Genomic DNA, 18,881 nt, shown 5'->3' with positions numbered 1-18,881 from the left:
TGGGTGAGTGGGGAGGGTCATGAACCTGCTTCAACGAACGGTGAGCTGGTGGTGTTCCCTGATGGCGATGATGCTGCGGCGAGAAGGCTGGTCCCGGCGAGGTGCGGGAGGTGAGCCGATGATGCTGGGGCGGCATGGGGTGACGCTCACCAGCCTGGATGGAGCCGTCAACGATCTCGACCATGCAGGCTCAGAGTGAGCCGCGAAACCCTCGTGGAACGTTTCCACAACCGCTGGTGAGGGGGCTTGTCCGGTCGATCTCGCGGGTCGCTTCATGATGATGCCTCGAGTAGACTTCACCAGGTCTTTGCAAACAGTCCCGCTGTGCTTGCAGGTGATGGCTAATCTCGCCTGCCATCGTGCTTAACAGTTCATCTATCGACAGTTTAAGCTGAAAAAAAGCTGGCATTAACTTCAAAGACTGGGTAAAGTTAATCCGGCCGGTGAGGGCCGGCCGGTGGCATGGATGCTGCCGAGCGGTGAAGAACATGGAGGCTCGATTATGAGTGCCAACCCTGTCGGTATGCGTGGCGCCCAAGTCACCCGCACGACTCGCCGTCAACTGCACCACGTCGAATTGCAAGGGCTCGACACCTCCCGGATCATCAGTAGCTTGTCCGGTCGAGGCGGTCGTCGGTGGCCCACCACCCCCCGCGACGAGCGTCACTGAGTTCCCGTCAGCGCATCGTCATCAGTGAGGCCACGCGGTCAACAGCTGTGCCTCAGCACGCGTGGACAGGGTTCCCCGCACCCGATCAGACTGGACGACGGCGTGTCTGGGCCTCCTCGGTGACCGCGCGATGCCGCCCCGCCGGTCGGTGCGCCTCCACCAGTCGCTCCGTCCACTCCTGACCCAGATCCACCAGATCCAAAGTGATCCCGCTGTCCCGGCCCAGGCCGCCAATCATGCCGCGCGCTGACTCCAACGCCGCCGACGACGCAAACAACAACACCGCCCGAGCACCTGGGCGTGACGACGTCACCAACGACAGCGAAAAGACATCCCGAGCCAGATGCGCATTCGCGTCATCCGGCATCATCCCCTGATGCGAGATCGGGATGACAAACAAATCCTCATCCAGCGACACCCCATCGATCTGCAAGCACTGGCCACCCTCCACCCGGACCGCTTTCGGCGCCAGCGGCGGCACGTCCAGGTGAGCCGCATACAACGTCAACATGTCCCGTTCCGCCAACGCAGGAAGATCAGCCAGGTGGGCGTGCCGGGGCGGCCGGGTGGTCGTCGTGACGTCCATGGGACTCCCTCGTCAGATTCCGCAACGAATAGGTCACGCCGTCACCTTCCGGCGTTGTCGGCTACCCCATCGGCGGCGACCATCCCGGCTGAAGGCTTCTCCCGCATCACTTTTGCAAGGACCTTCGGCGTGTCCGGTGGACAGCGACTCCCCGACCACCGAAACTTCGACTCCCCGACCCGTCTCGTCTGCCCCGATCGGTAAGGTCCAGGCTATGAGCACGCGAGAGATCGACATCGTCCTGTTCGGCGCCACCGGATTCGTCGGCCGGCTCACCGCCCGCCATCTCGCCGCGCATGCCCCCCGCACCATCACCGTCGCACTCGCCGGACGCTCCCGGGACAAACTCACCGCCGTACGACGCGAACTCGGCGACACCGCCCAAGACTGGCCGCTCTTAGAGGTCGACTCCACCCGGCACGACACCCTCGACGAGATGGCCCGCCGCGCCACCGTGGTCGTCACCACCGTCGGGCCCTACGCCGAACATGGCCTGCCCCTGGTCGCTGCTTGCGCTGCCGCAGGCACCCATTACGTCGACCTCACTGGAGAAGTCTTCTTCGTGCGGGACAGCATCGACCGGTACGACGCTGCCGCCCATGACAGCGGCGCCCGCATCATTCACAGCTGTGGCGCGGATGCCCTGCCCTCCGACCTGGCCGTGCTCCTGACCGCACTCGCTGCCCGCGAGGCTGGTGACGGTGACCTCTCCGTCACTCAGGGGTATTGGCGTCACGTGCGCGGCGGTGCCTCTGGGGGCACGTTGGCTTCTCTCGAACATGACATCCGGATCCGCCGTAGCGACCCTGCCCAAGCCAGGCTCGGCGACGACCCTTACGCATTGAGCCCTGACCGGGCTGCCGAACCGGCGTACGACCCCAGCCACAGCCACTCCGGGGTGGGACGCAGCCGGGACCTTCCCGGGTGGGAAGCGCCCTACCTGCTTTCGCCGTACAACGGGCAAGTGGTGCGCCGAAGCAACGCCCTCACCGACTGGTCCTACGGCCGGGGCCTGCGCTATCAAGAGGGTCTCTACCTTGAGAAGTCCCTGTTGGCACCGGTTAAAGCCGCTGCTTTCGCTGTGGGGCAAGAAGCCTTGACTGCTGGATTTGGCACTCCCACCGGCCGATCCATCCTGTCGCGAGTGCTGCCCCAACCTGGCGAAGGACCCTCCCCGCGGCGGATGGCCTCCGGGCGGTTCCTCCTGGAAGTCCACGCGGACACTGAGCGTGGTGCACACTGGATCACTCGCGTCGGGGCGTTGCGTGACCCCGGGTACGGCGGCACTGCCGTCATGCTCGGCGAATCTGCGCTGGCCCTGGTCCTGAACCAGGACGCGCTCCCTGAGCGTGCTGGAGTGCTGACCCCAGCCACAGGAATCGGCGCAGTCCTGGCTGACCGGTTGCGGGCCCAGGGTTTTCACGTCGACACTCGCCGCAGCTGACCCCGGCAACGCCCCTGGACGAGACCAGCGGGATTATCCGCTACAACGCCGTGCCGTCCGGTCGAACCTGAAGTCATGACAGTCGGAGGCAAACGAGAACTCGTCATCGCGGTCCACATCGACGGCATCTCCATCTCGGTGGCGCTGGTGGACCGCTCCGGGGAACTCGTCGCCGAACGTGCCCGCGGAGCCGTCCAGCAATCTCCCACTCCGACTCGTCGTGGTGGAGAAGGCATCCTCACTGAGACCATCCACCTCATCGAACGCGCCCGGATCCAGGCACCGGCCGGGCGCTTTCCCATCGGTATTGGCATCGGCAGTGAGGGGGTGATCTCCCCGAGTGGTCGGGTCTTGTCCGCACCCACCCACTACAGCGGATACGCCGGCACCGATCTTGCCGATGTGGTCTCTCGGCACACTCGACTCCCGGTGTCTGCCAGCAACGACGTCCACACCTACGCCTTGGGGGAGGCGTGGCGAGGAGCAGCTGCCGGAGCACAGACCGCGATCTTTGTCGGTGTCGGCTCCGGCGTCTACGGTTCGGTCCTCACTCAGGGTCGCCCCTGGTATGGGGCGCATAATGTCGCAGGTCAAATTGGTCATCTTGCCTCTCCAGGTGCTCTGGGACTGACCTGTTCCTGCGGCAAACCCAACCATGTTGAGGCCATCGCTTCCGGGCCGGGGATCCGCGACGAATACGAACGGCGCAGCGGACACCGGCTCCCCACTGGGCAAGCTGTCATCTTCGCCGCCGAACGCGGCGATCCGCAGGCCACCGCAGTCGTCTCCCACTGCGCCGCCGCGTTAGGGGTCGCCGCCGGTGACCTGGCCAACGCATTGGACTGCGAGATCGTCGTCGTGGGCGGCCCCATCCCGGAAGCTGGCGCGACATGGTGGACCCCGATGGAAAGCGCTTTCCGAGCCACTCTCATCCCCGAACTGTGGGAACTCCCCGTTCGTCGAGCAACCCTCGGACATGACGCTGCACTGGTCGGTGCAGCTCGGATGGCGTGGGACATCTCCACCGGTCCACTCACCGCAGCTGGACCAGTCCATCGACCTACGCGGTGACCTGACCTGACAGCCAGTGCTTTTTGCTCATCGACGTAACGCCATCCGTGCCAGCTCAGCGAGGTGACGTCCGTGCGCCCCGGTGCCCTGCTCGATCTGGGTGCGACAACTGAACCCATCCGCGGTGACGACAGCGTCCGCGCCGCCGTGCTCCCGAATTTTGGGAAAGAGGTCCCGCTCGGCGCAGGCCTGGCTGACCTCAAAATGTCCCGGCTCAAAACCCCAGTTGCCCGCCAATCCGCAACACCCAGCGTCTACTTCAGACAGGTCCACACCCAAACGCTGCAGCACCGCCCGATCCGCGTCATAGCCGCGGGTGGCTCGCTGGTGACAATGGACCTGCGCGACCGCCGACACATCTAAGGTCCCGAACGGCCACGGCCCGTCATGAGAGGCCAACAGCTCCGCGAAGGACGTGACTGCCTCTGCCACCGCGCGCACCCGCGGATCGTGCGGCACCACCTCAGGAGCGTCGGCGAGCATTGCCGCGCAGCTGGGTTCCAAAACAACCACCGGCAGGCCGTCATGCACGTACGGCGACAGCACCTCCACGGTGCGGGTCAGTGCCCGCCGCGCCATCGTCAACTGTCCGGTCGAATGCCATGTCAGACCGCAACACACTGGCGTGGTCGGGACGATCACGTCATACCCGCACGCTTCCAACACCTCCGTCGCGGCGATCGCCACGGATGGACGGTGATGGTTGCTGAAAGTGTCCGGCCACAACACCACCTGGCGCCGTACCGCTTCCCCTGGCGTGCTTTGATCACGCTGACGGCCCCGCCACCATCGCACGAACGACACCGGCGCAAACGCGATCATCCGGCGGCGGGTCTCCACCCCTGCCAGTCGCATCACGCCCCGTTCGACCCAGCGCACCCGCACCGCCCGGTTGAGCGCCGACCCCAGGCCTGGCACCGCCGACACTGCCGCACTAGCCACCGGCAACCACCCCATCGAGTAGTGCGCCATCGGTCGGCGCCGCCCCGCGTAATGGTGATGCAGAAACTCTGACTTGTATGTCGCCATATCCACGTTGACCGGGCACTCACTGGCGCATGCCTTGCACGATAGGCACAGGTCAAGAGCCTGGCGCGCCTCGTCGCTGCGCCACCCGTCAAGGTGTTCGCCGCGAATCATCTCCGCTAACACTCTGGCCCGCCCCCGAGTGGATGCCACCTCATCTTTGGTGGCCTGGTACGACGGACACATCGCCCCAGAGGAGTCCCGACACAAGCCCACCCCGACGCAGCGGGTCACCGCACGGGCGTAGCTCCCCCCATCCCTGGACAGGGCGTGGACGATATCGCGGTCATGGCGAGTCAGGCCTGGCCCGGGACGTAGACCGTCGTCGAGGGGTTCAGGGTCGACCAAGACTCCTGGATTGAACAGTCCCTCCGGATCGAAAATGGCCTTGAACTGGCGAAACAACTCCAACATTCGGGGCGAATACATCACGGCAAGCATCTCGCTGCGGGCTCGCCCATCACCGTGCTCCCCGGACACTGAACCGCCATACTTGCTGACCAACTCGGCAGCGGCAGTGATGAACTCCCGATAATCGCTGACACCCTGCGAGGTCCCTAACGGGAAATCGATGCGCACATGCACACAGCCCTCCCCGAAATGCCCAAACGGGATGCCCCGCAGCCCACGGGACGCCATCAACGCGTATAACTCCCGCAAGTAATCGGCCAGGTGCTCTGCCGGCACAGCAGAGTCCTCCCAGCCAGGCCACGCTTCGCCACCGTCAGCCCGACGCGTCGCGATCCCCGCCGCTTCCTCTCGGATCCGCCACAGCGCGCGCCGCTGGGCATCATCAGTCACGATGCGCCGATGCCGTGCCCCCGCCGAATCCGCCACCTCCTGCGCGGCCGCAGCCGCCTCCACCACCGTGGCTCCCGCGACGTCGCAGTACAACCACGCCCCACCTGGGGGTAACTCTCTACCAGCCTGTTCCCGTCCGGGGCGAGTCCGCAACGCCGCCACCAGGTCCGCACCCATGCCCTCAATGGTCAACACCCCTGGACGACGTAACCCGGCCGCGACGCCAGCAGCAGCAAATACGTCATCGAAACCCAACACCAGCAGTGCCGTCGCCGCAGGGGGCTCCACCAAAGCCACCGTCAACTCGGTGAAAATCCCCAGCGTGCCCTCGCTGCCCGCCAACGCCTTCGCCACATCGAATCCATGCTCGGGCAGCAGATAATGCAGGCCATACCCGGACACCTGCCGGGGAAAACGTCCCAACTCGGCACGGATCAGCTCCTCGTTCTGAGCAACAAGGTCCCGCAGCGCTGCCTCAATGACCGGATCTGAACACCACCCTTGACCGGCGTCGATCACCCGGGCATCGGCCAGCATCATCCGTACCTGACGCAGATTCGCCGCGGAGGTCCCCCAGGCCACCGAATGCGAACCGCACGCGTTGTTGGCCACCATCCCCCCGATCGTCGCTCGGGAATGCGTTGACGGGTCAGGTCCATATGTCAATCCGTGTGGCGTGGCAGCATTCCGCAAGGCATCACACACCACTCCCGGTTCGACTCGCGCGGTGCGAGTTGCCACTTCGATCGCCAGGATCTGGTCGACATGTCGAGACAGGTCGATCACCAAGCCGGTCGACACGGCATTGCCAGCAACGGAGGTGCCACCGCCACGGCCCACCACGGGCCAGCCCCGCTCCCGGGCCAGCTCCAGACCGGCGCGGATCCCAGCGACATCCCGGGGTTCGAGGACCGCAGCGGGTAAGCGACGGTAGAGCCCGGCATCGCTGGTGTAGGCAGCACGGGTGGTCATGTCAGCACGGAGCAGTCCAGTCTGGTCCTGCGGCGGGTGGGTGTTCAAAGCTGCCTCCTGACATGCCAGTGTGCTGCCCAGGTGAGACCCCGCACCGTCCCGTCGGACGTACATAGCCTCGGCTATGACCCCAACTGTCACAGCTGACCTGCGGTGACGCAGGATCTGCGAGGAGTCGCTGTCGTTATTGTGCGTCCGACGGAACACCGACGGCGCCACCCTCCGCCCCTCGGATCACCTCACGGGGAACCCACGGGTGATCCCACCAGCTGGATCACCGAGTGGAGCATTCACCGATGGGATGGCAGGTGAGATCCCCGGTGAGGTAATGCTGGACGACCGGCGCCACCGCGGCGACCAGGGTGTCTTCATCCAGGGAGGACACCGAGGGCACCGGAATGGCATGGCGAGCGATTGCCAATCCGGTGAGTTGAGTCACGGCGAGACTGGCGCGTACCAGCGCGTCAGGAGTTCCCAATGCTGCGGCGAGCGGACCGACCACATGTTGCATGGCGTAGTCGAGCACATGGTGGGCGAAGTCGTCACGGGTCGAGAGGGATTGCAGGACGCCCTGAGCGGCGACCCGGTGATCTTCCTCGGCCCAGGCGCGCAGCAGTCCGCGGGTGAGCGCTTCTCCCAGGGCATGTGGGGGGTGGGTGAGCGCGTCGGCCACGACGTCACGTGGGCTGGGCGGCAGCTCCATGGCCTGGTTGAACAGGTTTTCTTTGGAGCCAAAGTAGTAGGAGAGGAGAGAAGCGTCGACGCCAACATCACGGGCGATCGCTCGCAGGGAGGTTCCGGCGTAGCCGTGGTGGCTGAAGGAGCTCCGGGCGGCACGCAGGATAGCGGCTCGGGTGCTCTCGGCGTCGGCATGTCGGGGGCCGCGGCGGGTCCGTGGACCAATGGTCACGTCCGCACCATAGACCGGTCTGTGTGGGGAGGGATATCCCGGGGTGCGACTCCTCCCTCAGCGGACCATTTTATTGCGCAATGAAATATATGATTTCAACGCGTTGAAAAGGGCCCTGACCCGGACTAGCGTCGACGGGACCAGCCTGAGGATTCCCCTCTGGGGTCGGAGGTTCACCGATGAGCGCCCATGTCCTGTCCACTGCTGAGGTTCCCCCCGATCCGCGGACACCGCTGCGGATGGGACTGGACATCGGATCCACCACCATCAAACTGGTGCTTCTGGAGCTGGGGGAAACCCACGACCGACTGCACTTCCAGACCTATCGGCGTCACCACGCCGATGTTGCTGGCGAACTGGCCACGCTCTTCGCTGATGTCGCCGCACAATTCCCGCGCACCACCGTGATTCCCGCGGTCACCGGATCAGCAGGGCTGTCTGTCGCCGGACGCCTCGGCGTGCCCTTCGTCCAGGAAGTCGTCGCTGGCACCGAAGCGGTCCGACGGTATGCACCCACCACCGATGTCATCATCGAGCTCGGCGGTGAAGACGCCAAGATCACCTACCTCCATCCCGTCCTCGAACAACGGATGAACGGCAGCTGCGCTGGCGGGACCGGTGCCTTCATCGACCAGATGGCCACGCTGCTCCACACCGATGCGACCGGACTGGACGAGTTGGCCGCCACCGCTACCCAGCTCTACCCCATCGCTTCCCGCTGCGGGGTCTTCGCTAAATCTGACCTGCAACCCCTGCTCAACGAAGGTGCCTCGCACGCCGATCTTGCTGCGTCAATCTTCACCGCCGTTGTCAACCAGACCATCTCTGGCCTCGCCTGCGGCCGACCCATCCGCGGCGAGGTCGCCCTGCTCGGCGGCCCGCTGTTTTTTCTCCCGCAGTTGCGAGAGGCATTCGCACGCGCACTCGACGGCAAAGGGCACGTCACCTCACCACCTCGGGCGCAGCTATACGTCGCGCTCGGTGCAGCACTGTCGGCCTCCGGTCCGCCGGTGGAGTTGGCCGAGGTAATTTGCCGCTCGACGGAGGCCGACCAGCACGCTGACCCGACCCACCGGATGCCACCGTTGTTTGCTCATCGACGCGATCGTGACGACTTTGACGCGCGGCACCGCCAACATCAAGTGCCTCGGGCTGATCTAGACCTGGCTAGTGGCGCGTGTTTCCTCGGTATCGACGCTGGATCGACAACGATCAAAGCCGCCTTGGTCGACGAGCACGGTCAGCTGTTGTTCAGCCATTACGCCTCCAACGAGGGGGACCCGGTGACCGGCGCCGTGGGGATCCTCGCTGCGGTGCACTCGCAGCTGCCGTCGGCGGCGAGGATTGCGCGTACCTGCGTGACGGGATATGGGGAGGGACTGGTCAAGGCGGCGTTGCGGGCTGAGGACGGAGAGATCGAGACAATGGCGCATTATCGGGCTGCGTCTCGATTGGCGCCGGGGGTGAGTTCGATCGTCGACATCGGCGGTCAAGACATGAAATATCTGCGCGTCAAGGATGGTGCTGTCGATTCAATCTGCGTCAATGAGGCGTGCAGTTCTGGGTGTGGTTCATTCCTGTCGAGTTTTGCCACGACGATGGGTCTTGATGTCACTGATTTCTCGGCGGTCGCAATGACCGCTGTCGCACCAGTGGATTTAGGTAGCCGGTGCACAGTGTTCATGAATTCTGCGGTGAAGCAGGCGCAGAAGGAGGGTGCTGAGGTCGGGGAGATCGCGGCAGGGTTGTCCTATTCGGTGGTGCGTAATGCCTTATACAAGGTGATTGCTTTGAAGGACCCCCAGGATCTGGGAGATCTGGTGGTGGTTCAGGGTGGGACATTCCTTAATGACGCCGTGTTACGCGCATTTGAATTGTTGACTGGGCGTGAGGTTGTGCGCCCGGATATCGCCGGGTTGATGGGTGCATACGGGGCGGCGCTGATCGCACAGGAACGGTACGTCGACACAGCGCTCGCGGGGTCGATGGCACCCGTTGGTGCTGGCTTGTTGTCGGTGGATGAGCTGGGTTCCTTCGCGCATCGCAGTAGTTTGTCAGCCTGTCGGTTGTGCCAGAACTCGTGCCCCTTGACGACATCGACGTTTACCGACGGCAGTAGTTTTGTTTCGGGGAATCGGTGTGATCGGGGTGCTGATCCGGATCCGCAGCGGGGTCGGCGTCGGCCGCGGTCGGCATTGCCGAATGTGATGGAGCAGAAGTATCGGAGACTGTTTTCTTATCGGCGTTTGACTAAGGAGCAGGCGACCCGGGGGGATATCGGGATTCCACGGGCGCTGAATATGTATGATAACTATCCGTTCTGGTTCACAGTGTTGACCAGTTTGGGTTTTCGGGTGGTGTTGTCGGGGCGCAGTGATCATGCCCTGTTCGAGGCGGGGATGGATTCGATCCCTTCGGAGAATGTGTGCTATCCCGCTAAATTGGTGCATGGTCATGTTGAGGAGCTGGTGCGCCGGGGAGTTCGGACGATTTTCTATCCCTGCATCGCTTACGAGCAGGCGCAGTTCCAGGAAGCGGACAATCATTATAACTGCCCGGTGGTGATGAGCTATCCCGAGGTGATCGGCGCGAATCTCACCTCCCTACAGGAACATCAGGTCAAACTGATCGCACCATTCCTTTCGCTCGCAGATCGTGAGCTGCTTGTGGACCGGTTGTGGCAGATTTTTGGTGCGTTGGATGCGGGACGGGATATCACTCGGCAGGAGATGGCGGCGGCGGTGGCCGCGGGGTACGCCGAAGACGACGCCGTGCGCGCTGACATCCAGGAGATGGGACGGTCAGCGTTGGCGGAGGCGGCGCGACGTGGTGTCCCAGGGATTGTCTTGGCTGGTCGGCCCTACCACTGTGATCCGGAAATTCATCATGGAATCCCGGACCTCATCACCTCGTTGGGGATGGTGGTGCTCACGGAGGACAGCATTATCGACTCGGAGCATCCGGTGTTGGACCGACCGCTGCGAGTCCGTGACCAGTGGGTATACCACTCTCGGCTGTATGAGGCTGCTGCGGTGGTCGCGCAACGTGATGATCTGGAGTTGGTGCAACTGACCAGTTTCGGGTGTGGGATCGATGCCATCTCCGCCGATCAGGTCGCCCAGATCCTGGCTCGACAGGGCAAGGTCCACACCGTGTTGAAGATCGACGAGGTCTCCAACCTGGGGGCGGCGCGGATCCGGTTGCGTTCGCTGCAAGCGACATTGCGGGAACGTGCTCGCCATCCCCGCCAGGTCTCTTCGGCCGTGGAGTCGCCCCAGCCGGTGTTGACCGAAGAGATGGGGTCTCGGCATACCTTGTTGTTGCCGCAGATGTCACCGATCCATTGGCGACTGTTTGAGGCGGTGTTCCGTCGGAGTGGGTACGACGTACGGCTGTTGGAACAGGCCAGCCCCCAGTCCACTGAACTGGGTTTGAAGTATGTCCACAATGACGCGTGTTTCCCAGCGATCGTGGTGATCGGTCAGCTTCTGGATGCGTTGGGCTCGGGGGAGTTCGACGTTGATAATTGTTCGGTGTTGATGAGTCAGACCGGGGGGATGTGCCGGGCGACAAATTATGCCGGTCTGCTCCGTCAGGCTTTGGTGGATGCAGGTTATCCGCAGGTGCCGGTGGTGCCTTTATCGGCGTACGGCTTGGAGGAAGTGCCCGGGTTCACCTTTACCGTGCCGATGGTGCACCGGATCATCCAAGCGGTGGTCGTGGGTGACCTGTTGCAAACCTGCCTGTTGCGGACTCGCCCGTATGAATTGCAGCCGGGGGCAGCGACTCGACTGTACCAACTGTGGGACCAGGTTGCCCGCGAGCATTTCATGGATCATGGCTGGTCAGATACGTTAGGGCGTCGGGTCGGTTACCGGTGGATGATCGATCGGATCGTGAAGGATTTTGACGCTCTGGTGTTGCGGGAGGAGCCTCGCCGCCCCCGGGTTGGGGTGGTGGGGGAGATCCTAGTGAAATTCCATCCCGATGCGAATGACAATGTGATTGGGGTGGTGGAATCGCAGGGCTGTGAGGCGGTCCTGCCCGGGCTGCTCGGGTTTGTGTTGAATTCAGTGGCGACCGCTCAATGGAATTACCGCCATTACGGCGTGGACCCTCGGGCTCGGTATGTCAAACGAGGAGTCAAGCTTCTGTTGGAGCGCTATCAGTTGCCAGCGGTGCGGGCGTTACGCCGTACTGCGGGGAAATTCGACGTCCCCGCACCAATCGATGAGCTGGCGGAGAAAGCTTCGCAGGTGGTCTCGCTGGGACATCAGGCCGGTGAGGGCTGGTATCTCGTCGGGGAGATGATTCATCTCGTGGAGAGCGGGGTGCCCAACATCATGTGTGTGCAACCATTTGCTTGTCTGCCCAACCATGTCACTGGAAAAGGCATGTTTGCACCGTTACGGCGCCGCTATCCCCAGGTCAATATCGTTGCGGTGGATTATGACCCAGGAGCTAGCAAAGTCAATCAGTTGAACCGGATCACCTTGATGGTCTCGACGGCGATATCCCGGGTGGCGGCTCCGGTGGTCGAAGAGATCCCGGAGGAGGTGGACCGCCCCCTCCAGCTCGCTAGTGAGTGATGGCCCCAGGACTGAGTTCCACTGGGTCATTCGAAGGCTCTGCCCAGGTGGCTCACAGGTTACCGACACCTCGGGGCAATTTTCACAAAACCTTAGGGGTGACCAGCGCATCTGCCGTACGATGTTGCCAACAGTCAGCGTAGAGCAGGAGCGTCACCGTGCCCAAGATCGAGGCGCCCACCGTGGCCGAACATCGTGCGATGCGGCGCCGGGCTGTCGTCGACAATGCTGTGGCCCTCCTCGTCGCTGAAGGCCCTGCCGCGTTGACACCCGCCGCCGTCGCCAAAATGACCGGACTAGCCCGCACCAGCGTTTACCAGTACTTCCCCACTGGCGGCGACCTGCTCGGCGCCGCCATCGAACACCTGTTTGTCGCCAGCCAAGCAGGGCTGACCGCTGCCCTCGACGGCGCCGGCGGGGACATCGACGACCGGATCGCTGCTTATGTGCGCGCCACCTTAGAAACGGCGCGCCGCGGACACCACCCGACCCGACTCGTCGGCGTCGAACTCCCCGCCGCCTGCCGCGCCCGACTCAAAGAACTCCACGACGAAGTGTCCCGCCCGCTCCGCGACATCGTGATCGCCTCCGAAGCCAGCGATGTGGACACCACGACTGCCCTCGCCCAAGGCGTGATCAACGGCGCTGTCATCCTCGTCGAACACGGCGCTGACCTGGAACACACCGCCGACGAGACGGTGCTCTTCCTGCAACGCGCCCTGTCAAGGGCCTGACCGGGGCGCTACCGAGGATCGGTCGGGATCGCCCCTTCCCCTAACCGACAGATCACCTCAGCAGCCGGTTCTTCCGCGGCCGCCCGCCACCCCGACCCTGCCCACAACGCCAACCCACCCAGGTCAGCACATGCTGCCGCAGCTGCACGCAACGGCCGGGTCAACCCGTCCACCGCTGGGAATGCCGCCGGAGCCTGCTCGTCATGCTCCACCACAAATCGATTCCGCAATCCCCGCGCCACCCGCCCGGTGAACGCCCTCGTCACCGTCGACGACAACACCGGATCCGTCAACGCCAACCGGTGCCCCGCAGAAGTCCCAGCCTCCGGGGTCAACAACAACGCCGTTCCCACCTGCACCGCCACCGCCCCAGCCTGCAACGCGCGCCGTACGTCGCCCGCCGTGGTCACCCCACCTGCCGCGATCAACGGCACCCCCAGGTCCGACATCATCGGCACCAGCGCCAGATGATCCAACGCGTTGGGTTCGTCCCCCACCTGATGCGTCCCCCGATGACCTCCAGCGTCAAAACCCTGCACCACCAACGCATCAACACCCTCCGCCACGGCAGCCACCGCCTCCTCGCGGCAGGTCACCGTCACCCACACCGCCGACCCCACTTCATGCAGAGCAGATACCACCGCCACCCCCGGCGTCCCAAACGTGAACGACACCACCGGCACCGGTGCCGACGACGTCAACGCTGCTATCTTCTCCAGCCAGTCATCGTCATCGCGCCACCTTGGCTGCGGCACTTCTACCGCATAGCGCTGCCCGTCCAGCGCTAACGCCCCCCGATAGGCACAGACATGCCGTCGTAGCTCCGGCGACGGCTCACCGCTTCCAGGGACAAACACATTCACCCCAAACCGCAGATCCCGGTGCTGTCGCACTGCCTCAATCTGCGCCACCATCTCCGCCGCAGACCGATACCCGCCAGCCACAAACCCCAACCCACCCGCCGCACCCACCGCCGTGACCAACTCCACCGTCGACGGCCCACCCGCCATTGGCGCAGCAATCACCGGAACCGGCAGAGCAGACACATCCAGACGAGAAGCCATGCCCCCCACTGTGACAGCACCAAGCACCCCCAGATCTACCCGAGCCGCTGAGCACATTCAGCGGGCCCGGCCATACTTGCCGCATGAGGTCCCATCGCATCGCGTTGATCCCCGGGGACGGCATCGGGACGGAGGTGGTGCCCCCAGCCTGTGCAGTGCTCGACACCGTCGGGCAACGACACGGATTCCGGCTGGACTACACCGAATACGACTGGGGATGCGCCCGTTACGCCGCGACCGGCACGATGATGCCCGACGACGGCCTCCACCAACTCAGCACCGCCGACGCGATCCTCCTCGGCGCCGTCGGATACCCCGGCGTCCCCGACCACATCAGCCTGTGGGGACTCCTCATCCCCATCCGGCGCACCTTCGACCAATACGTCAACCTCCGCCCCATCACCGTCTTCGACGGCGTACCCGGACCCCTCCGCGACGCCACCGGCACCGACATCGTCATCGTCCGCGAAAACGTCGAAGGCGAATACTCCACCGTCGGAGAACGCACCCACACCGGCACACCCCACGAACAAGCCACCCAACAATCTCTGTTCACCCGCCAAGGCATCGAACGCATCACCCGCTACGCCCTCGACACCGCCGCCACCCGTCGCCACCACCTCACCAGCGCCACCAAAAGCAACGGCATCATCCACACCATGCCCTTCTGGGACGACGTGGTCACCCACACCGTCACCACCTGGAACGAACAGCACGCCACCCACCCCTCAGCCAGCGCCCCACCCCAGATCCAGCTGCACAGCGAACACATCGACGCGCTCGCCGCAAAACTGGTGTTGAATCCGCGCGATTACGACGTCATCGTCGCGTCAAACCTCTTCGGCGACATCCTGTCCGACCTTGCTGCCGCGCTCGCCGGGTCGATTGGGATCGCTCCCGCAGGCAATATCAACCCGTCTCGTCGCTTCCCGAGCATGTTTGAACCGGTACACGGGTCAGCGCCCGATATCGCGGGACGCGGGGTGGCTAACCCGTTGGGGACGGTCTGGGCTGCGTCGATGATGCTTGACCATCTCGGGGAGCACGACGCCGCCGCGGAGATCATCTCGGCCATGACCGCAGTCGTGGCCGATCCGTCGTCACGCACCGCTGACCTGGCCGGTACGGCGAACACCCGCCAGTGTGCGCTGGCGGTGATCGCCCATCTCACCGCTATGGGGTCGCGGGCTTGACCGGACGGCCCCTGTCGTGACCGCCCCCGTCAAGGCGGGGCAGGCACGCAGAGCACGTCTGTGGCGGGACGGTCGTATCGCCGTACCCGATGAAGGTGATCACGCGCCTGGCGCGGCGTCGGAACGGGACAACCTAGGCACGGACGGGAGGCGTGGGGAGCGGGGCGCCACTTCTCCTCATGGACGACGATGAGTGATCGGGCACAGCAGGGGCAGCGCAGGATCCTCGTAGTGGACGACGACCCGCACATCCGTCGACTGTTGCGCACCTACTTGGAGGCCGATGGTTTTGTCGTGGACGAAGCCTGCACCGGGGAGGAGGCGTGGCAGTCGGTCTCCCAGACGGCGCCAGCGGTGGTGCTACTGGACGTGGGCTTGCCGGACGTGGACGGCTTGGAGGTGCTGCGTCAGTTGCGTGAGCACAGCCAGGTGTTCGTGATCTTGGTGACCGCTCGCAATGAAGAACTAGACAAGCTAGTGGGCTTGACCGTCGGCGCAGACGACTACATCACCAAGCCGTTTAGTCCGCGCGAGGTGGTGGCTCGGGTCAACACGGTATTACGCCGACATCGCGGAAGCTCCTGGGATGTCCTTGGGGCTGGGGAGTCAGTGGACCGGTGGGTATTTCCCGGGTTGGTCGTCGACGGACGCCGCCGCGAGGTGTACCTCGACGAGCAGGAAGTGGTGCTGTCCACGTTGGAGTTCAATCTCCTGTGGACCTTCGCGGGAGACGCCGGGCGGGTATTCACCCGGGTGCAACTCTTGGAACGGGTATGGGGCTATGACTTTTTTGGCGATGAGAGAGTCGTCGACGTCCACGTCCGCAACATCCGGCGGTCGTTAAGGGACCAGGCTTCTCGACCGAGAATCATCGGCACTGTGCGCGGGGTGGGGTATAAATTCCTCCTCCGCCCAGAAATGGGGTCAGCGCAACGAGGTGACATTCATGCCCGTCAAGCGGCGTCGGTGGCTCGGGTGGTCGGGGCGACGGCTCGGGCGGCGCATCAGCCCGGCTCCGTGCGCGCCGGAGCCCCGCGGGGGTGAGTTCCCAGCGGGGCTTCCGGAAATGCGCAGGTCAGCCGAGCAGACCGGCGAGTGCGAGCGCGGACAGGTTGCTTTGGGTGTAGGTGAACGACTGGGTGTAGGTGGCCGGGGCGAAGAGACTCTGGGTGTAGGTCCCGCCGCTGGTGACGCCAGACTGGGTGTAGGTGTCTCGAGACTGGGTGTAGGTCCCACCGGACTGGGTGTAGGTGCCTCCTTTGGACTGGGTGTAGGTGCTTCCAGACTGGGTGTAGGTCGCGGGGACTTCGCTGGCGTGGGCGGTGCCGATCAGTGCGCCGGTGAGGCTGAGAGCGAGCGCGGCGACGGTGGCGGTACGACGAACGGCGTTCATGGTGTCCTCCTGGACGGTGGTTGCTGTGTCGTCATCTAGAGAACCGTCGGTCCGTGAAATCCTGAGGAGGATGGTCATGAAGGTTCCATGAAACAGGAATGCCCTTGACCTGCACTTGAATCAAAGCGTCATGCTGTGGTCTTCCCTTGCCCGGGATGACCTTGCGCATGGCACATTCTTGACCTGAGGCACACATATCCCCGGTCCGTTAAATTCCGGTAATCCGGGGAGCTGTTCTGACCCGTGGGCGGTCACCGCCGGGTCGGCTGCACTGACCGGAGCAGGTCTTGGACGCTGCGCTCCTTCTCGCCCAAGATCGGCGTACGTCGGCTGACCACATCCCAGACTGCTTTGACTGACGCAGCGATTTCGCGCTGCTCCCCAGCTGCCCACGTGGGTTCGTTGACCTTGACGCTGTCATCTCCGGCGCCGATCGCGTCGATGCCGACGCTGCGGCATAACGACACGGCTCGGGGGGTGTGGTAGCTCTGGCTGATCACGACGGCAGAGGTCACCTCAAAAATGTGTCGAGCCCGATAGCAGGAGTCGTAGGTGTCCAATCCGGCGAAGTCTTGGACGACGAAGATCTCGGGCACGCCTTTGTCGATGAGGTAATGCCGCATCGCGGCGGGTTCGTTGTAGTCCTGGGTGCGATTGTCGCCGGAGACGAGGATGACTCTGACGACCCCGGCTTTGTAGAGCTCGTAGGCGATGTCGAGTCGAGCCGCGAGATAGGGGGTGGGGGTGCCGTCCCCGCGTAGCCCAGCACCTAAGACCAAAGCCACGTCCCGGCGGGTGCCGTCGGCGCCGGTGATTACGCCCGCTTGGTCATAGAGGCGGCCAGCGGAGCGGATGTGCACCCAGGAGTAGCATCCGCCGACGGTGGAGGTGAAGGCCACCACCGCGCTCAGGCCAGCCCAGATCAGTCGTCGTCCCCAACGGGACTGGGGGAGAAGTCGCACGTGGTCCTACTGCAGCACGGTGCCGTCGGCGAGGGCGTGGGGTTCGCCGTCGTCGTCGAGAGAGACCTCACCGACACAAACCACGTCGGCCCCGAAGGTCCAGTCGCCGTGGATGGTCAACGAGGTCGCTTGGCGCAGTGATGGCGCTCCGCAGGGGAAGCGCTCCTCGAAGTCGGCGATCCTGCGGTAATGCTGCTCGTCCAGATCGACCAAGGGTGCGACCTCGGTGACACATTCCAGGTGGCCGCCGTCCGTGAGGGTGTAAGCATCTGAACGCATCAGCAGGAGATCGTCAGTGGTCTTGACCGGCAGGAATCGGGTGCGAGGCACCTCCACCGCGACAGCCCCGTCGAAGACCTCCACGGCAGCGCCCATCGCTGTCTCGATCTGATAGACCTGCGGAGAGTTCGGATCGGTGGGGTCCACGGTCTTGACATTGCGGATCAAGGGAAGTCCGAGGATGCCGTGGCGTTCTTGCAGGGTGTCTCGCACCTGGTGCAGATCCAGCCAGAGGTTGTTGGTGTTGAAGAAAGCGTGCCGCTTCTCGTCGGCGAACGTTGCTTTGTCTTCCTCGGCGGTCTGTGCGGATTCGCGCAGAACGAGTCGCCCATCGTGACGTCGTACGGCAAGATGGCCGCCTTTGCGGTCAGCGGCGGTCCTGCGGGCCACCTCCACCGCGTAGGGCGCCCCGGAGGTGGCGAACCACCCGGCGAGACGCGGGTCGGGAGTGGCGCCGAGGTTGTCGGAGTTGGCGACGGTGGCGTAGCGATACCCTGCCTCGATCAGGAGGTCCAAGACTCCGCTGGACAGGAGCGAGGCGTAGAGGTCGCCGTGGCCAGGGGGGCACCATTCCAGGTCGGGATCGTCCGGCCAGGAGACCGGGGTGAGATCGTCGGCGTGGATTTTGGGTTCCCTGCTTTGGGTGAAGTCCAGGGGAAGGCCTGGTACGGCGATGTCAGGGTGCTGTGTCATCGCAGCCAGGGTGTCGGCGCTGGTGCGGAAACTGTCCATGAAGAGCAGTGGCAGCGTGACGTCGTATTTGGTGCGGACATCCCGGACCTGGGTGCAGATGAGGTCGAGGAAGGTCTGGCCGTCGCGGACTTCGACCAATGATTTGGCCCGCTCCATCCCCATAGAGGTGCCCAGTCCGCCGTTGAGGCGGATGACCACGGTCTGGCTGAGTGCGTCACGGGCAGTGGCGTCGTCGATCTCAATGTCATCCCAACGCAGGGGCGCTGGAAGTGGTGTGATGTCGGCTTCGGCGATCAGTCCGGTCGCGCCCGCGGCGAGTTCGTCGTAGTAGTGGAGGAAGACGTCGATGGACGTCTGGCTGATGCCGGCATCGGTCATCTTGTGGTGTGCCAGGTGACGTCCGTTCGCACTCATGTGCTCACCTTATCTGCGGGAAGGAGGTGACACGGGTTGCTCCCGTGGTCAGGTGGGTGAGGTGTCGGTGTGAGACCGTC

At 64.1% G+C, this 18,881-nt stretch carries 15 protein-coding genes; 8 read left to right on the top strand and 7 right to left on the bottom strand.

What is annotated here, in order from left to right; translation table 11 throughout:
* The first annotated feature begins 19 nt into the window (after window positions 1-19).
* Together KEM60_RS06680 and KEM60_RS06675 are read left to right on the top strand one after the other, a co-directional pair.
* Window positions 20-199, top strand: a complete 180-nt coding sequence (locus KEM60_RS06680; RefSeq protein ID WP_219106746.1) for a hypothetical protein — start codon at window positions 20-22, stop codon at window positions 197-199.
* Between the two features lie 303 nt (window positions 200-502).
* Window positions 503-670 carry a hypothetical protein gene (locus tag KEM60_RS06675; RefSeq protein WP_219106745.1) on the top strand — a complete coding sequence of 56 codons (168 nt, stop codon included), beginning with the start codon at window positions 503-505 and terminating at the stop codon, window positions 668-670.
* Between the two features lie 85 nt (window positions 671-755).
* Here KEM60_RS06675 and KEM60_RS06670 read toward each other — a convergent pair whose 3' ends face one another.
* Entirely contained in the window at window positions 756-1,256 is a 501-nt protein-coding gene (locus tag KEM60_RS06670; RefSeq protein WP_219106744.1) for a hypothetical protein, read from the bottom strand.
* Between the two features lie 214 nt (window positions 1,257-1,470).
* Between KEM60_RS06670 and KEM60_RS06665 the strand changes: the two genes are divergently transcribed.
* A complete protein-coding gene (locus tag KEM60_RS06665) occupies window positions 1,471-2,700 on the top strand; it encodes a trans-acting enoyl reductase family protein (protein ID WP_219106743.1) in 1,230 nt (409 codons plus the stop codon).
* Between the two features lie 75 nt (window positions 2,701-2,775).
* Entirely contained in the window at window positions 2,776-3,771 is a 996-nt protein-coding gene (locus KEM60_RS06660) for an ROK family protein (RefSeq protein WP_219106742.1), read from the top strand.
* A gap of 27 nt (window positions 3,772-3,798) precedes the next feature.
* On the opposite strand, the gene KEM60_RS06655 is transcribed toward KEM60_RS06660, so the two are convergent.
* Together KEM60_RS06655 and KEM60_RS06650 are read right to left on the bottom strand one after the other, a co-directional pair.
* Complete coding sequence (locus tag KEM60_RS06655; RefSeq protein ID WP_255574337.1) at window positions 3,799-6,570, bottom strand: FAD-binding and (Fe-S)-binding domain-containing protein; 2,772 nt, start codon at window positions 6,568-6,570, stop codon at window positions 3,799-3,801.
* A 274-nt stretch (window positions 6,571-6,844) separates the two neighbouring features.
* Complete coding sequence (locus tag KEM60_RS06650; protein WP_219106741.1) at window positions 6,845-7,480, bottom strand: TetR family transcriptional regulator; 636 nt, start codon at window positions 7,478-7,480, stop codon at window positions 6,845-6,847.
* 179 nt (window positions 7,481-7,659) lie between these two features.
* On the opposite strand from KEM60_RS06650, the gene KEM60_RS06645 reads away from it, so the two are divergent.
* Together KEM60_RS06645 and KEM60_RS06640 are read left to right on the top strand one after the other, a co-directional pair.
* Complete coding sequence (locus KEM60_RS06645) at window positions 7,660-12,069, top strand: acyl-CoA dehydratase activase-related protein (protein ID WP_219106740.1); 4,410 nt, start codon at window positions 7,660-7,662, stop codon at window positions 12,067-12,069.
* Between the two features lie 158 nt (window positions 12,070-12,227).
* Entirely contained in the window at window positions 12,228-12,803 is a 576-nt protein-coding gene (locus KEM60_RS06640) for a TetR/AcrR family transcriptional regulator (RefSeq protein WP_219106739.1), read from the top strand.
* Between the two features lie 8 nt (window positions 12,804-12,811).
* On the opposite strand, the gene KEM60_RS06635 is transcribed toward KEM60_RS06640, so the two are convergent.
* Entirely contained in the window at window positions 12,812-13,867 is a 1,056-nt protein-coding gene (locus KEM60_RS06635; protein WP_219106738.1) for a nitronate monooxygenase, read from the bottom strand.
* 83 nt (window positions 13,868-13,950) lie between these two features.
* On the opposite strand from KEM60_RS06635, the gene KEM60_RS06630 reads away from it, so the two are divergent.
* Both KEM60_RS06630 and KEM60_RS06625 read left to right on the top strand, forming a co-directional pair.
* Window positions 13,951-15,060 carry a tartrate dehydrogenase gene (locus KEM60_RS06630; RefSeq protein WP_219106737.1) on the top strand — a complete coding sequence of 370 codons (1,110 nt, stop codon included), beginning with the start codon at window positions 13,951-13,953 and terminating at the stop codon, window positions 15,058-15,060.
* 189 nt (window positions 15,061-15,249) lie between these two features.
* Entirely contained in the window at window positions 15,250-16,104 is an 855-nt protein-coding gene (locus KEM60_RS06625; protein WP_219106736.1) for a response regulator transcription factor, read from the top strand.
* A gap of 31 nt (window positions 16,105-16,135) precedes the next feature.
* Here KEM60_RS06625 and KEM60_RS06620 read toward each other — a convergent pair whose 3' ends face one another.
* The 3 genes from KEM60_RS06620 to KEM60_RS06610 form a co-directional block, all read right to left on the bottom strand.
* The gene (locus tag KEM60_RS06620) at window positions 16,136-16,531 is read right to left on the bottom strand and encodes a hypothetical protein (protein ID WP_219106735.1); all 396 of its coding nucleotides are present in this window, start codon (window positions 16,529-16,531) and stop codon (window positions 16,136-16,138) included.
* Between the two features lie 173 nt (window positions 16,532-16,704).
* The gene (locus KEM60_RS06615; protein WP_255574336.1) at window positions 16,705-17,415 is read right to left on the bottom strand and encodes a vancomycin high temperature exclusion protein; all 711 of its coding nucleotides are present in this window, start codon (window positions 17,413-17,415) and stop codon (window positions 16,705-16,707) included.
* Window positions 17,416-17,421: 6 nt separating this feature from the next.
* Window positions 17,422-18,801 carry a UTP--glucose-1-phosphate uridylyltransferase gene (locus tag KEM60_RS06610; protein ID WP_219106734.1) on the bottom strand — a complete coding sequence of 460 codons (1,380 nt, stop codon included), beginning with the start codon at window positions 18,799-18,801 and terminating at the stop codon, window positions 17,422-17,424.
* Window positions 18,802-18,881 lie beyond the last annotated feature (80 nt).

Source organism: Austwickia sp. TVS 96-490-7B (assembly GCF_019331795.1).
Classification (GTDB): Bacteria; Actinomycetota; Actinomycetes; order Actinomycetales; family Dermatophilaceae; genus Austwickia.
This window is presented reverse-complemented; position numbering and strand designations above follow the sequence as displayed.